This is a genomic window from Pseudomonas sp. 3MA1 (assembly GCF_029237275.1).
GTDB lineage: Bacteria > Pseudomonadota > Gammaproteobacteria > Pseudomonadales > Pseudomonadaceae > Aquipseudomonas > Aquipseudomonas fluorescens_AP.
The window spans coordinates 210,225-225,079 of the sequence record NZ_JAACFX010000005.1 but is presented as its reverse complement, the minus strand read 5'-3'; the positions used below and the strand labels follow the sequence as shown (position 1 = coordinate 225,079).

General features: G+C 61.3%; 11 protein-coding genes. 6 read left to right on the top strand and 5 right to left on the bottom strand.

Going from position 1 to position 14,855, the window contains the following annotated elements:
- Positions 1–140 precede the first annotated feature (140 nt).
- Positions 141–2,600 carry an EAL domain-containing protein gene (locus GWQ44_RS16595; RefSeq protein ID WP_275927819.1) on the top strand — a complete coding sequence of 820 codons (2,460 nt, stop codon included), beginning with the start codon at positions 141–143 and terminating at the stop codon, positions 2,598–2,600.
- Between the two features lie 44 nt (positions 2,601–2,644).
- On the top strand, positions 2,645–3,430 hold the full coding sequence (locus GWQ44_RS16590) for an iron-containing redox enzyme family protein (protein ID WP_016964101.1): 786 nt from the start codon (positions 2,645–2,647) through the stop codon (positions 3,428–3,430).
- A 93-nt stretch (positions 3,431–3,523) separates the two neighbouring features.
- Here GWQ44_RS16590 and GWQ44_RS16585 read toward each other — a convergent pair whose 3' ends face one another.
- The 5 genes from GWQ44_RS16585 to GWQ44_RS16565 form a co-directional block, all read right to left on the bottom strand.
- Complete coding sequence (locus GWQ44_RS16585; RefSeq protein WP_016964100.1) at positions 3,524–4,450, bottom strand: GGDEF domain-containing protein; 927 nt, start codon at positions 4,448–4,450, stop codon at positions 3,524–3,526.
- 367 nt (positions 4,451–4,817) lie between these two features.
- Positions 4,818–5,558 carry a YciK family oxidoreductase gene (locus GWQ44_RS16580; protein ID WP_275927818.1) on the bottom strand — a complete coding sequence of 247 codons (741 nt, stop codon included), beginning with the start codon at positions 5,556–5,558 and terminating at the stop codon, positions 4,818–4,820.
- Between the two features lie 55 nt (positions 5,559–5,613).
- Entirely contained in the window at positions 5,614–6,285 is a 672-nt protein-coding gene (mupP, locus tag GWQ44_RS16575) for an N-acetylmuramic acid 6-phosphate phosphatase MupP (protein ID WP_103739916.1), read from the bottom strand.
- 3 nt (positions 6,286–6,288) lie between these two features.
- Positions 6,289–6,987, bottom strand: a complete 699-nt coding sequence (gene ubiG, locus GWQ44_RS16570) for a bifunctional 2-polyprenyl-6-hydroxyphenol methylase/3-demethylubiquinol 3-O-methyltransferase UbiG (protein ID WP_047305560.1) — start codon at positions 6,985–6,987, stop codon at positions 6,289–6,291.
- A gap of 62 nt (positions 6,988–7,049) precedes the next feature.
- Complete coding sequence (locus GWQ44_RS16565) at positions 7,050–8,381, bottom strand: TRZ/ATZ family hydrolase (RefSeq protein ID WP_016964096.1); 1,332 nt, start codon at positions 8,379–8,381, stop codon at positions 7,050–7,052.
- 108 nt (positions 8,382–8,489) lie between these two features.
- Between GWQ44_RS16565 and mtnA the strand changes: the two genes are divergently transcribed.
- From mtnA to pheA, 4 genes are all read left to right on the top strand, one after another.
- Complete coding sequence (gene mtnA / locus GWQ44_RS16560; protein ID WP_275927817.1) at positions 8,490–9,566, top strand: S-methyl-5-thioribose-1-phosphate isomerase; 1,077 nt, start codon at positions 8,490–8,492, stop codon at positions 9,564–9,566.
- A 365-nt stretch (positions 9,567–9,931) separates the two neighbouring features.
- A complete protein-coding gene (gene gyrA, locus GWQ44_RS16555) occupies positions 9,932–12,601 on the top strand; it encodes a DNA gyrase subunit A (protein WP_016964094.1) in 2,670 nt (889 codons plus the stop codon).
- A gap of 64 nt (positions 12,602–12,665) precedes the next feature.
- Positions 12,666–13,751 carry a 3-phosphoserine/phosphohydroxythreonine transaminase gene (serC, locus tag GWQ44_RS16550; RefSeq protein WP_042940789.1) on the top strand — a complete coding sequence of 362 codons (1,086 nt, stop codon included), beginning with the start codon at positions 12,666–12,668 and terminating at the stop codon, positions 13,749–13,751.
- The gene (pheA, locus tag GWQ44_RS16545) at positions 13,751–14,845 is read left to right on the top strand and encodes a prephenate dehydratase (protein ID WP_016964092.1); all 1,095 of its coding nucleotides are present in this window, start codon (positions 13,751–13,753) and stop codon (positions 14,843–14,845) included. Before serC ends, pheA begins: the two co-directional genes overlap by 1 nt.
- The last annotated feature ends 10 nt before the right edge of the window (positions 14,846–14,855 follow it).

The window sequence follows — 14,855 nt, the reverse complement described above, 5'->3', positions numbered from 1 at the left end:
TCAGCCTGAGGCAGCGGCCGTTTCCTCCTGCTGGGCAGATCCGTTCGCCTTGCGTCGGGTCTGAGGAAATTAGCCTAATCTGTGCAGGCTGGGACGAGACTACTGGGTGTTCATTTGGCAGTGCGCGAGCAAGGACCCTCATGAAGCAAAAGCGGACTTTCGCAACGCCGCGGTTGTTGGGCATCGTCTGGCCCTTTATCGCCGTGGTGTTATTCCAAGCCTTGTTGGGCGGCCTCAGCCTCTATGTCCTGTCGGCAGTGCGTGGTTATGTGGCCGGCGAAAGCCTGTGGTCCAAAGGCCAGAAGGACGCCATCTACTACCTCAATCTGTACGCCGACAGCCGCGACGAAGGCACCTTTCTCAAATACCAGAACGCCATAGCCGTGCCTCAGGGCGGGCATGAGCTGCGGGTGGCTCTGGATCGCCAGCCGCCGGATCTCGAGGCAGCGCGGCTGGGGATTCTCAAGGGCGGCAATCACCCGGATGACGTCCCCAGTCTGATCTGGCTGTACCTCAACTTCCGCCATTTCAGTTACCTGGAAAAGGCCATCGATTTGTGGACCGTGGGCGACGGCTACCTGCTGCAGCTCGATACGGTGGCCCGCGAGATGCACCGGGGGATCGGCAGCAACAACGCCAGCGAAGCCGATGTGCAACGTTGGAAGAGTCAGATCTTTGCCATCAACGATGGGGTCACACCGGCGGCCAAGGCCTTCAGCGACGCTCTGGGAGAGGGCTCGCGGGTGATTCTGCGCCTGTTGCTGGTGACCAACCTGGCCACGGCGCTGGTCCTGATTGCCCTGGCGCTGCTGCGCACCCACATGCTGTTGGCCCAGCGCCATGCCTTTGCCGACGCCTTGCAGCTGGAGAAAGAGCGCGCGCAGATTACCTTGCAGTCCATTGGCGACGGGGTGATCACCACGGATGTCGAGGGTGCCATTGCCTATATGAACCCGGCCGCGGAAGAGTTGACCCGCTGGAAGGCTGAGCAGGCGGTGGGGTTGCCCCTGGCTGCCCTGTTCAATCTGCTGGACGAGAATGCCCAGACCGATGGGTTCACCCTGATCGAGCACATTCTCAGTGGCCAGCTCAGTGGTGGCAGCGAACATTCCAAGCTGATCCAGCGCCTGGATGGCAGCACGGTTTCGGTGACCCTGGTGGGCGCGCCAATCCGTAATGCCGGCAAGGTCAGTGGCACGGTGCTGGTGCTGCATGACATGACTCAGGAGCGGCAGTACATCGCCAATCTGTCCTGGCAGGCGACCCACGACGCGCTGACCGGGCTGGCCAATCGCCGCGAGTTCGAGTTCCGTCTGGAGCAGGCCCTGCACAACCTGATCCGCCAGCCGGCCCGGCACGCATTGATGTTCCTGGACCTGGATCAGTTCAAGCTGGTCAACGACACCTGTGGGCATGCCGCCGGAGACGAGTTGCTGCGGCATATTTGTGCGCTGTTGCAGTCGGGTCTGCGGGAAGGTGACACCCTGGCGCGGTTGGGGGGCGACGAGTTCGGGATTCTCCTGGAAAACTGCTCGCCGGAGGCCGCGGAAAAGATTGCCGAGGGGCTGCGTCAGACCGTGCAGAACCTGCACTTTGTCTGGAAGGGCCGGCCGTTCGTCACCACGGTGAGTATCGGCCTGGTGCATATCGCCCAGACCCCGACCACCCTGGAGGCGTCATTGCGGGCGGCGGACATGGCTTGCTACATGGCCAAGGAAAAAGGGCGCAACCGGGTTCAGGTCTACCACGCCGACGATTCCGAGCTTTCCCTGCGATTCGGCGAAATGGCCTGGGTCCAGCGCCTGCATATGGCTCTTGAGGAGAATCGCTTCTGTCTCTATTCCCAGGAGATCACGGCCCTGGGTCATACCGAGCGTGAAGGTGGCCATGTCGAGATTCTCCTGCGCCTGCACGACGAGGCCGGCCGGATGATCCTGCCGGACAGCTTTATCCCGGCGGCGGAGCGCTACGGCCTGATGACCTCTCTGGATCGCTGGGTGGTGCAGAACGTATTCAAGGTCATTGCCCAGTGCATCGCCGAGGGGCGTGAAGGGCCCATGGCCATGTGCGCGATCAACCTGTCGGGGATCACCATTGGCGACGACGAGTTTCTCGACTTCCTGAGGGAGCAGTTCATCGTCTATGGCGTACCGCCGCAGATGATCTGCTTTGAAATAACCGAAACCAGTGCGATTGCCAATTTGGGCAGCGCGATCCGTTTTATAAATGAACTCAAGGGCTTGGGCTGTCATTTTTCGCTGGACGACTTTTGTGCGGGAATGTCGTCGTTCGCTTATCTCAAACATTTGCCTGTAGACTTCCTCAAGATCGATGGAAGTTTCGTAAAGGATATGCTGGACGACCCGATTAACCGCGCCATGGTCGAAGTGATCAACCACATCGGTCATGTCATGGGTAAGCGCACGATTGCCGAGTTTGTCGAAACGCCGCAGATAGAGCAGGCCTTGCTTGAGATCGGCGTGGATTATGCTCAAGGCTACATTGTTGAACGCCCGCAATTGTTTACCTGTGACAGCCTGCAGTGTCGGCCCGTGCGACCACAGCCCCTGTTGTTCAAGGCGCCCGGCACCTTCCGTTGAAACCTCTTTTGGGTCCGCACATCACAATCAAAAGGAGTCCGACAGTGATCGATACATTCAACCGAACCGGCCCGCTCATGGAAGCTGCCAGCTACCCCGCCTGGACCCAGCAATTGATCCAGGACTGCAGCGAGAGTAAGCGCCGTGTGGTGGAGCATGAGCTGTACCAGCGCATGCGCGACAACAAGCTCAGCGCCAAAATCATGCGCCAGTACCTGATCGGCGGCTGGCCGGTGGTTGAGCAGTTTGCCCTGTACATGGCGCAGAACCTGACCAAGACCCGTTTTGCCCGCCACCCCGGCGAGGACATGGCGCGCCGCTGGCTGATGCGCAACATTCGTGTCGAACTCAACCATGCCGATTACTGGGTGCACTGGAGTCGGGCCCACGGGGTGACCCTGGAGGACTTGCAGGCCCAGCAAGTGCCACCTGAGCTGCACGCCCTGAGTCACTGGTGCTGGCACACCAGCTCGGCGGATTCGCTGATCGTGGCTATCGCGGCCACCAACTACGCCATCGAAGGCGCGACGGGCGAATGGTCGGCCCTGGTTTGCTCCAGCGGTGTCTATGCTGCCGCGTTCCCTGAAGAGGAGCGCAAGCGCGCCATGAAGTGGTTGAAGATGCATGCCCAGTACGATGATGCTCATCCCTGGGAAGCGTTGGAGATCATTGTCACCCTGGCGGGCCTGAATCCGAGCAAGGCTCTGCAAGCCGAGCTGCGGCAGGCAATCTGCAAGAGCTATGACTACATGTTCCTGTTTCTGGAACGTTGCATGCAGCAGGAAAAGGCCACGGTAACCCGCGAGCGTCTCGCGCTGGTTGAAGGGTAAGGCAAGGGCGCGCGGGCAGGTCGATGGTCGCAGGCGTTGGGCGCTTGTGACGATGGCGTTGCCCGCAACTGCCCGTAAGGTGTGGCCTGGCGTCTAGCCGGCCATCGCCAGGCGATTGCGACCTTCGCGCTTGGCCACGTACAGCGCGCTGTCAGCGCGACGCAACAGGCTCTCGGCGGACTCTCCCGGCAGCAGAGTCGAGCATCCCAGACTCACCGTCAGTTCGATTGAACGCTCATCGGCCCGATACTCCTGCGCTTGCGCGGCATGTCGCAGCCGTTCCCCCACCATGGCCGCGGCCTCGCGCCCGGTGTTGGAAAGCAGGATCAGGAACTCCTCCCCGCCAAAGCGAAACACCATGTCCACATTGCGCAACTGCGCCTTGATCGAGGCCGCCACGGCTTTGAGCACTTCGTCGCCGGTGCTGTGGCCGTAGCTGTCGTTGATCCGCTTGAAGTGATCGATATCCAGCATCAGTAATGACAGTGGTAGCTGGTGGCGACGAGCCATTTCGATTTCCCGTTGCAGGGTCTGGTCCATGGCGATGCGGTTGCCGGTGTCGGTCAGCGGATCGCGCAGTGCACTGCGGGTTGCGGCGCGATACAGCAGGGCGTTGCGCATGGGGTATAGCAGGGTCGAAAGCAACGACTCCAGGCTGCCCTGTTCGCTATCGCTGAAGCGCTGGTTGCGCCGGAACACCAGCTCGCCCATGGGTTCGCCTTCATGACTCAGGCTGTAGCTGATGGAGTGGTGCCCGCGCTGGCCGAACTCCAGGCGCAGATCGCTGGGGGCGTGCTCATAGCGCAGGGCGTCAAGGGGGACCAGTCGTTGCGCTTCGCGAAAGAACAGGCCGAGGATGCGTTGCGGCTCAAGGCTGGTCTGCAGTTGCAGGCTCAGTTGCTGGCGCAATTGTCCGAGGCTGATGGGGTGCTTGACCGGCGGCGTCTGTTGGCCAAAGCCCAGGCGTTGCAATTTGGCGCTATCGAAGTCAATTGCGTTGGTCTGGGTAGGTGTTTTCATCTGAGCTTGAGCCCCCTGAGCACTGTGTACGCTGTTACTGCCTGGGTGAGAGCGGCTCGGAGCTGCGCGTCATACTGTTCCTTCAGTCCCGTAGGACAATGCGCGCATTTTATGCCGCTCGCCATTGGCCATAAAGCCCTTGGCGCAAGCCGGTCGCCACAGTGTTGATGCACTGTGTGTTGAGTGTTCTTAGAGCGAAACTCGTGCCATTCGGTTCATCTGAATAAAAACCTTTTCAATTCAAATGGTTGGCGATTCGTTGAGGCGGTATGTCGCCTCAAGTGACACTTGTTTGGCTTCAGATTCCCCGAGAACCGGGAGGGGTGGAGGCATCGCGCCAGTATTCTGGCGCGACGAACGGAGGGGGTTACTGCGCGTCGAAAGCCTGGCCGTTGATCCCGGCGCTGTCCGGGCCCATCAGGTACAGGTAGACCGGCATGATCTCTTCCGGGGTCGGGTTGTTGCTCGGGTTTTCCCCAGGATAGGCCTGGGCCCGCATGCTGGTGCGGGTGGCGCCGGGGTTGATGCTGTTGGCGCGAACCGGGGCCACGGTATCCAGCTCATCGGCCAGGGTTTGCATCAGGCCCTCGGTGGCGAACTTGGACACGCCGTAAGCGCCCCAATAGGCCCGTCCCTTGCGCCCGACACTGCTGGAGGTGAAGACCACCGAGGCATCCTGGGACAGCTTGAGCAGGGGCAGCAGGGTGCTGGTCAGCATGAACATGGCGTTGACGTTGACTTGCATCACCCGCATGAAGTTTTCCCCCGACAGCTGTTCCAGCGGCGTGCGCGGGCCAATGATCGAGGCGTTGTGCAGCAGGCCGTCGAGATGGCCGAACTCGGTCTCGATCATCGCCGCCAGCTCGTCGTACTGGTGTGGCAGGGCGGTTTCCAGGTTGAACGGGATCACCGCGGGCTGAGGATGGCCAGCGGCTTCGATGGCGTCGTAGACCTCGGTCAGGTTGGCTTCGGTCTTGCCCAGCAGCAGTACCGTGGCGCCATGGGCGGAAAAGGTCTTGGCGGCGGCGGCGCCGATGCCGCGACCGGCGCCGGTGACCAGGATGACCCGGTCCTTGAGCAGTTCGGGGCGAGCGGAGTAATCAAACATAAAGGGCCTCAACAGAAAGTGGTACGTTCCCGGTCTTGGTCGGGAATGCCGCTGCTCAGCAGCTGCACAATGCGTTATCCAGAACCTGGCGCAGTTCCAGCGGGTGACTGATCACCACGTCGGCGCCCCAATGGCGGGGGTTGTCGTCCGGATGGATGTAGCCATAGGTCACCGCGGCAGTCTTGGTGCCGGCATCGCGGCCGGACTCGATGTCCCGCAGGTCATCGCCGACGAAGAGCACGGTGGACGGGTCCAGGTCGAGCATCTTGCACGCCAGGATCAGCGGCTCCGGATCGGGTTTGCTGTTCTTGACGTGATCGGGGCAGATCAGTAGCGCCGAGCGCTCGGCCAGCCCCAGTTGCTGCATGATCGGTTCGGCGAAGCGCAGCGGTTTGTTGGTGACCACGCCCCAGATCAGATTGGCTTTTTCGATATCGGCCAGCAGCTCGGCCATGCCGTCGAAGAGCTGGCTGTGCACGGCGCAATGCGCGAGGTAGCGCTCCAGGAACTCCAGGCGCAACTCTTCGAAGCCCGGGGACTCCGGATCCATGGAGAAGGTCACGGCCACCATGGCCTTGGCGCCGCCGGAGACTTCGTCGCGAATGTGCTGATCGTTGATCGGTGGCAAGCCGCGATCACGACGCATGCCCTGGCAGACCGCAATGAAGTCCGGCGCAGTATCGAGCAAGGTGCCATCCATATCGAAAAGAACGGCTCTGATAGCCATGTCTCACTCCTCTCGCAGGGTCTGGATCATGTAGTTGACGTCAACGTCCGCGGCCAGTTTGTAGTGCTTGGTCAGCGGGTTGTAGGTCAGGCCAATGATGTCCTTGACGGTCAGGCCGGCGGAGCGGCTCCAGGCGCCCAGCTCCGAGGGACGGATGAATTTCTTGAAGTCATGAGTGCCGCGAGGCAGCAGCTTCATGATGTATTCCGCGCCGATGATGGCGAACAGGTAGGCCTTGGGGTTGCGGTTGATGGTGGAGAAGAACACCTGGCCACCGGGCTTGACCATACGGAAGCAGGCACGGATTACCGATGAAGGGTCGGGAACGTGTTCAAGCATCTCCAGGCAGGTGACCACGTCGAACTGCTCGGGCATTTCCTCGGCCAGGGCTTCGGCGGTGATCTGCCGGTACTCGACGTTGACGCCGGATTCCAGCTGGTGCAGCTGCGCCACGGCAAGGGGGGCCTCGCCCATGTCGATGCCGGTCACGGTGGCGCCGCGCTGGGCCATGGCTTCGCTGAGGATGCCGCCGCCGCAGCCGACGTCGAGGACGTTCTTGCCCGCCAGGCCGACCCGTTCATCGATCCAGTTGACCCGCAGCGGGTTGATGTCGTGCAGGGGCTTGAATTCGCTTTCGCGGTCCCACCAGCGATGGGCCAGGGCTTCGAATTTGGCGATTTCAGCGTGGTCGACGTTGCTCATGGGTGGTGCTCCAAAGCTAATGAATGCTGTGTGGGGCCTCGAGCATCCGCTCAAGGCCCGGGTTATTGGGCGTGGCCGCTGATGCGCTGGCCCCAGCTGCGGGCGGTGGCTCCCAGCTGTTGTTCGTCGAGGCGGGTCAGGCGCCGGTCCTCCAGCAGTGGCTTGCCGGCGACCCACAGGTGTTTCACGCAGTCCCGGCCGGTGGCGTAGATCAGTTGCGACACCGGGTCGTAAATCGGTTGCTGGGCCAGTCCGGACAGGTCGAAGGCCACCAGGTCCGCGGCCTTGCCGATTTCCAGGGAGCCTACTTCGCCTTCCAGGCCCATGGCCCTGGCGCCGTTGAGGGTGGCCATGCGCAAGGCGCGATGGGCATCCAGGGCGGTTGCCGATCCGGCCACGGCCTTGGCCAGCAGGGCCGCCGTGCGAGTCTCCCCCAGCAGATCAAGATCGTTGTTGCTGGCCGCGCCATCGGTGCCCACGGCAACGTTGACCCCGGCCTGCCACAGGCGCTCCACCGGGCAGAAGCCGCTGGCCAGTTTCAGGTTGGACTCCGGGCAATGAATGACGCTGGTGTTGGTTTCTACCAGTAAAGCCAGGTCCTCATCGCTGATTTGGGTCATGTGAACGGCCTGGAAGCGCGGTCCCAGTAGTCCGAGGCGAGCCAGGCGTGCCAGTGGTCGTTCACCGCGCTGCTCCAGGGATTGCTGCACCTCGAATGCGGTTTCATGCACGTGCATGTGGATTGAGGCGTCGAGTTCTTCGGCAATCACCCGAATCTTTTCCAGGTTTTCGTCGCCCACGGTGTAGGGGGCGTGAGGGCCGAAGGTGATCTTGATCCGTGGGTGATGCTTGAGGTCGCCAAACAGTTCCACCCCCTGGCGAATGGCTTCGTCGGCGTCATGGGCGCCGGGGATGGGGAAGTCCAGGATCGGCATGGCGATCTGTGCGCGAATGCCACTGTTGTGTACCCGTTCGCTGGCAACCTTTGGAAAGAAATACATGTCAGAGAAACAGGTGATACCGCCTTTGATCTGCTCGGCGATGGCCAGGTCTGTGCCGTCACGGACGAAGGCTTCATCCACCCACTTGGCTTCGGCGGGCCAGATGTGCTTCTCCAGCCAGGTCATCAGTGGCAGGTCGTCGGCCAGGCCGCGAAACAGGGTCATGGCCGCGTGCCCATGGGCGTTGATCAAGCCGGGGCTGAGCAGCATGCCGGGCAGTTCGCGGACTTCGCTGGCGCGGCACTTCAAGGCTTCGCTGCGTGGTCCGATGAAGTGGATGCGGCCGTCGCGGATGCCCAGTCCGTGCTCCTTGAGGACGACCCCGGCCGGCTCCACCGGTACCAACCAGGTCGGCAACAGCAGCAGGTCGAGCGCAACGTCACGGTTTGGCATCGAATATCGGTCCAGGGCTTCATATAAAGGATGGCGAAGTATACCCGAGCGTCCTGGCGGGGTGATCGCTATAATCGGCCGCTTTTGTTCATGAGTGCGGGGTGAGGGATGCGCGATCGTCTGTTGGCTGCGGAGAAGGTCAAGGCCATTGAATGGCGAGATAGCACTCTGTATCTGCTCGATCAGCGGAAACTGCCTCGCGAGCAAGTCTGGGTTGCTTGCGACAGTGTGGCCGGGGTGGCTGAGGCGATTCGCTCGATGGTGGTGCGCGGTGCTCCGGCCATTGGCATCTGCGCGGCCTATGGCGTGGTCCTGGCAGCGGGCGCGCGCCTTGCCGCGGGCGGTGACTGGCTGGCAGCCCTGGAAGAGGATTTCAACCTGCTGGCGGACTCGCGTCCTACCGGTGGCCATCTGCTCTGGGCCTTGAATCGCATGCGCGAGCGTCTGGATCGGGTCAAGGATCAGGCCAGTCCACTGGCGGCCCTGGAAGCCGAGGTGCTGGCGATCCACGAAAGTGATCGGGAGGCCAATCTGACCATGGCCCAATTGGGCGTGGAGCTGATTCGCCGGCATCAGGGCAATCCCCAGGCCCTGTTGACTCACTGCAATACCGGCGCCTTGGCCTCCGGTGGATTCGGTACTGCGCTGGGGGTGATCCGTGCGGCCTGGCTGGAAGGCATGGTGGAACGGGTCTATGTCGACGAAACACGGCCCTGGCTGCAAGGCTCGCGCCTGACGGCCTGGGAGCTGGCCCAGGAGGGGATTGCGTGCACCGTCAATGCCGATTCAGCCGCCGCGCACATCATGAAGACCAAGGGGGTGACCTGGGTGATCATCGGTGCTGACCGGATCTGCGCCAATGGTGATGTGGTGAGCAAGATCGGCACTTATCAGCTGGCGGTCAATGCCATGCACCATGGTGTGCGCTTCATGGTGGTGGCCTCCAGTTCGAGCATTGATATGAGCCTGGTCAGTGGCGAGGATGTTGTCCTGGAGGAGCGCGAAGGTGCCGAGCTGCTGGATGTGGTCGGGCAGTCGCTGGGCGCCTTGGTGGAGGTCTTCAACCCGGTTTTCGATGTGACCCCGGCGGACCTGATCGATGCCATCGTCACCGAGAAGGGCATTGTCGAGCGCCCGGACGCCGCCAAGTTGGCGCAATTGATGTGTCGCAAGCGCTTGCATTGACCTTGCATTGATCGTGGTGCGCGGAAGTCGTCGGTGGCGACTTCCCGGGGCGGCTGTCCAGTCAGCAAAAACCGGTCAAATGTGTGCGAATTTGTCCTCTGAGGCTCTCTCGTCTCTTATCAGGCTGTCACCGGTCAACTAACTATGCTCCATGCGCGTCTGGGGGATAGGTGCGTGGCGGCGATTGTGATAACATCCGGCGGTTTCCAAGGTGGTCCGATGCGACTGCCTTCACTGCGCAAATCCATGGCATAACTTGTTGATTTGTCGTAAGTCGGTGCATGGCACTAGGCCTGCAGCGGCGAGCTTCGTTCGTCCCATATGGATGTGACGAAGTTTCACCAGAAAAAGGAATCAGGCTTCTCATGGGCGAACTGGCCAAAGAAATCCTCCCGGTCAATATCGAAGACGAGCTGAAACAGTCCTACCTCGACTACGCGATGAGCGTAATCGTCGGGCGGGCACTGCCTGATGCGCGCGATGGCTTGAAGCCCGTGCACCGGCGTGTGCTGTACGCGATGAGCGAGCTCGGTAACGACTGGAACAAGCCGTACAAGAAATCTGCCCGTGTTGTCGGTGACGTGATCGGTAAGTATCACCCGCATGGTGATACCGCGGTGTACGACACCATCGTTCGTATGGCCCAGCCATTCTCCCTGCGCTACCTGCTGGTAGACGGCCAGGGTAACTTCGGTTCGGTCGACGGCGACAACGCGGCGGCCATGCGATACACCGAAGTGCGCATGACCAAGCTGGCGCACGAGCTGCTGGCCGACCTGCACAAGGAAACCGTGGACTGGGTGCCGAACTACGACGGGACCGAGATGATCCCGGCGGTCATGCCGACCAAGATCCCCAACCTGCTGGTCAACGGTTCCAGCGGTATCGCCGTGGGCATGGCGACCAACATTCCGCCGCACAACCTCGGTGAAGTCATCGACGGTTGCCTGGCACTGATCGACAACCCCGAGCTGAGCGTTGACGACCTGATGCAATACATCCCCGGTCCGGACTTTCCGACCGCGGCGATCATCAACGGTCGTGAAGGCATCATCGAGGCTTATCGCACCGGCCGTGGCCGCATCTACATGCGTGCCCGCTCGATCATCGAAGACATCGACAAGGTCGGTGGCCGCCAGCAGATCGTCATCACCGAGCTGCCTTACCAGCTGAACAAGGCCCGTCTGATCGAGAAGATCGCCGAGCTGGTGAAAGAGAAGAAACTCGAAGGCATCACCGAACTGCGCGATGAGTCCGACAAGGACGGCATGCGCGTCGTGATCGAGCTGCGTCGCGGCGAAGTGCCGGAGGTGATCCTCAACAACCTCTACGCCCAGACCCAGCTGCAGGCGGTGTTCGGCATCAACATCGTGGCGCTGATCGACGGTCGTCCGCGGATCCTCAACCTCAAGGACCTGCTGGAAGCCTTCGTTCGTCACCGTCGCGAAGTGGTGACCCGCCGCACCGTATTCGAGCTGCGCAAGGCCCGTGAGCGTGGCCATATCCTTGAAGGCCAGGCCGTTGCCCTGTCCAACATCGATCCGGTCATTGCCCTGATCAAGGCCTCGCCAACGCCATCGGAAGCCAAGGAAGCACTGATCAGCACGCCATGGGAATCCAGCGCGGTGATGACCATGGTCGAGCGCGCCGGTGCCGATTCCTGCCGTCCGGAAAACCTCGATCCGCAGTACGGTCTGCGCGATGGCAAGTACTTCCTGTCCCCTGAACAGGCGCAAGCCATTCTGGAATTGCGTCTGCACCGCCTGACCGGCCTCGAGCACGAGAAGCTGCTGGCCGAGTATCAGGAGATCCTCAACCAGATCGGCGAGCTGATCCGCATCCTCAACAGCGCCACGCGCTTGATGGAAGTGATCCGCGAAGAGCTGGAAGTGATCCGCGCCGAATACGGCGATGCCCGCCGCACCGAGATCCTTGATGCTCGCCTCGATCTGACCCTGGGCGACATGATTCCGGAAGAAGAGCGCGTGGTGACCATTTCCCACGGCGGCTATGCCAAGACCCAGCCGCTGGCTGCGTACCAGGCTCAGCGTCGTGGCGGTAAAGGCAAATCGGCTACCGGCGTCAAGGATGAGGACTACATCGCTCACCTGTTGGTAGCCAACAGCCACACCACGCTGCTGCTGTTCTCCAGCAAGGGCAAGGTGTACTGGCTCAAGACTTACGAGATTCCCGAAGCATCCCGCGCCGCGCGCGGCCGTCCGCTGGTGAACCTGCTGCCGCTGGACGATGGCGAATACATCACCACCATGCTGCCGGTAGAGGAATACACCGAAGGTCACTACATCTTCATGGCCACCGCCAACGGCACCGTGAAGAAGACCCCGCTGGAATCCTTCAGTCGTCAGCGCAGCGTTGGTCTGATCGCCCTGGAGCTGGACGAGGGTGATGTGCTGATCAGCGCCGCGATCACTGATGGCGAGCGCGAAGTCATGCTGTTCTCCGACGGTGGCAAGGTGACTCGCTTCAAGGAGTCCGACGTACGCGCCATGGGCCGTACCGCCCGCGGCGTGCGCGGCATGCGTCTGGCCGAAGGCCAGAAGCTGATCTCCATGCTGATCCCGGAAGAAGGCAGCCAGATTCTCACCGCCTCCGAGCGTGGTTTTGGCAAGCGCACGGCCATCAGCGAGTTCCCTGAGTACAAGCGTGGCGGTCAGGGCGTTATCGCCATGGTCAGCAACGAGCGTAACGGTCGTCTGGTAGGGGCGGTGCAGGTGCTGGACGGTGAGGAAATCATGCTGATTTCCGATCAGGGCACCCTGGTTCGTACCCGTGTCGACGAAGTGTCGAGCCTGGGCCGTAACACTCAGGGCGTGACCCTGATCAAGCTGGCCAACGATGAAACCCTGGTGGGCCTGGAGCGTGTGCAGGAGCCATCGGAGATCGAGGGCGAAGAGTACGAAGGTGAAGAGGGCGCTGAAATCGAGGGCACCGTGCTGGATGCGGTAGCCGAACCGGATGATGCAACCGATAGCCAACAGGCAGACGCCGCAGGCGAAGAAGAGTCGCAAGACTAAATAAATCGTAGCAGGGCAGAGTGTTTGCTCTGTCCGCTACCGTGAATGCATAGCGAGAGTGGATGTGAGCAAACGAGCCTATAACTTCTGCGCAGGTCCCGCTGCGCTACCTGAAGCTGTCCTGTTGCGTGCCCAGGCCGAATTGCTGGATTGGCATGGCAAGGGTCTGTCGGTCATGGAGATGAGTCATCGCAGCGATGAGTTCGTCTCCATTGCCACCAAGGCCGAGCAGGATCTGCGTGATCTGCTGAATATCCCCTCGAACTATAAAGTGCTGTTTCTGCAAGGCGGCGCCAGCCAGCAATTTGCCCAGATTCCACTGAACCTGTTGCCTGAAGGTGGCAAGGCCGACTACATCGATACCGGTATCTGGTCGCAGAAAGCCATCGAAGAGGCTTCCCGCTACGGTCAGGTCAATGTTGCGGCCACCGCCAAGCCTTACGACTACTTTGCGATTCCCGGCCAGAACGAATGGCAGCTGTCGAAAGACGCCGCCTACGTGCACTACGCGCCGAACGAAACCATCGGTGGCCTGGAGTTCAACTGGATTCCGCAAACCGGTGATGTCCCCCTGGTGGCCGACATGTCGTCCGACATTCTCTCGCGCCCTGTGGATATCTCCCGTTTCGGCATGATCTACGCCGGTGCGCAGAAGAACATCGGCCCTAGCGGCATCCTGGTGAACATCATTCGCGAGGATCTGCTGGGGCGTGCCCGTTCCCTGTGCCCGACCATGCTCGACTACAAGGTCGCCGCGGATAACGGCTCGATGTACAACACGCCGCCGACCCTGGCCTGGTACCTGTCCGGCCTGGTGTTCGAATGGCTCAAGGAGCAGGGTGGGGTGGAAGCCATCGCCAAGCTCAACGAAGTCAAGCAGCGCACCCTGTATGACTTCATCGATGCCAGCGGCCTGTACAGCAACCCGATCAACAAGTCCGACCGCTCGTGGATGAACGTGCCGTTCCGTCTGGCCGACGACCGCCTGGACAAGCCGTTCCTGGCTGGCGCCGAGGCTCGCGGCCTGCTCAACCTCAAGGGGCACCGCTCGGTGGGCGGCATGCGCGCCTCCATCTACAACGCCGTGGACATCAACGCCGTTAATGCGCTGGTGGCTTACATGGCAGAGTTCGAGAAGGAACACGGCTGATGTCTGAGCAAGAACTCAAGGCCCTGCGCCTGCGCATTGATGCTCTGGACGAGAAGGTCCTGGAGTTGATCAGTGAGCGTGCGCGGTGCGCCCAGGAAGTTGCCCGGGTGAAGATGGCTTCCCTGGCTGAAGGCGAAGTGCCGGTGTTCTACCGTCCCGAGCGTGAAGCTCAGGTGCTCAAGCGGGTGATGGAGCGCAACCAGGGGCCGCTGGGCAATGAAGAGATGGCGCGTTTGTTCCGCGAAATCATGTCTTCGTGTCTGGCGCTGGAGCAGCCGCTGAAGGTGGCTTATCTCGGTCCGGAAGGCACCTTCACCCAGGCTGCGGCCATGAAGCACTTCGGTCATGCGGTGATCAGCAAGCCGATGGCGGCGATCGACGAAGTGTTCCGCGAAGTGGCGGCCGGTGCGGTCAATTTCGGCGTAGTGCCGGTGGAAAACTCCACCGAGGGCGCGGTCAACCATACCCTCGACAGCTTCCTCGAACACGACATGGTGATCTGCGGCGAAGTCGAGCTGCGTATCCACCACCATCTGCTGGTGGGCGAGAACACCAAGACCGACAGCATCAGCCGTATCTATTCCCATGCCCAGTCCCTGGCCCAGTGCCGCAAGTGGCTGGACGCCCATTATCCGAATGTCGAGCGCGTGGCGGTGTCCAGCAACGCCGAGGCCGCCAAGCGGGTCAAGGGCGAATGGAACTCGGCGGCCATTGCCGGTGATATGGCTGCGGGCCTGTATGGTCTGACGCGCCTGGCCGAGAAGATCGAGGATCGTCCGGACAATTCCACGCGCTTCTTGATGATCGGCAACCAGGAAGTGCCGCCGACCGGCGACGACAAGACCTCGATCATTGTCTCCATGAGCAACAAGCCCGGTGCCTTGCACGAGCTGCTGGTGCCGTTCCATGACAATGGCATCGACCTGACGCGTATCGAGACTCGACCCTCGCGCAGCGGCAAGTGGACCTATGTGTTCTTCATCGACTTCGTTGGCCACCACCGTGATCCGTTGATCAAGGATGTGCTGGAGAAAATCAGTCAGGAAGCAGTGGCACTCAAGGTGCTGGGTTCCTACCCGAAAGCGGTTCTCTGAGGCTTTAACA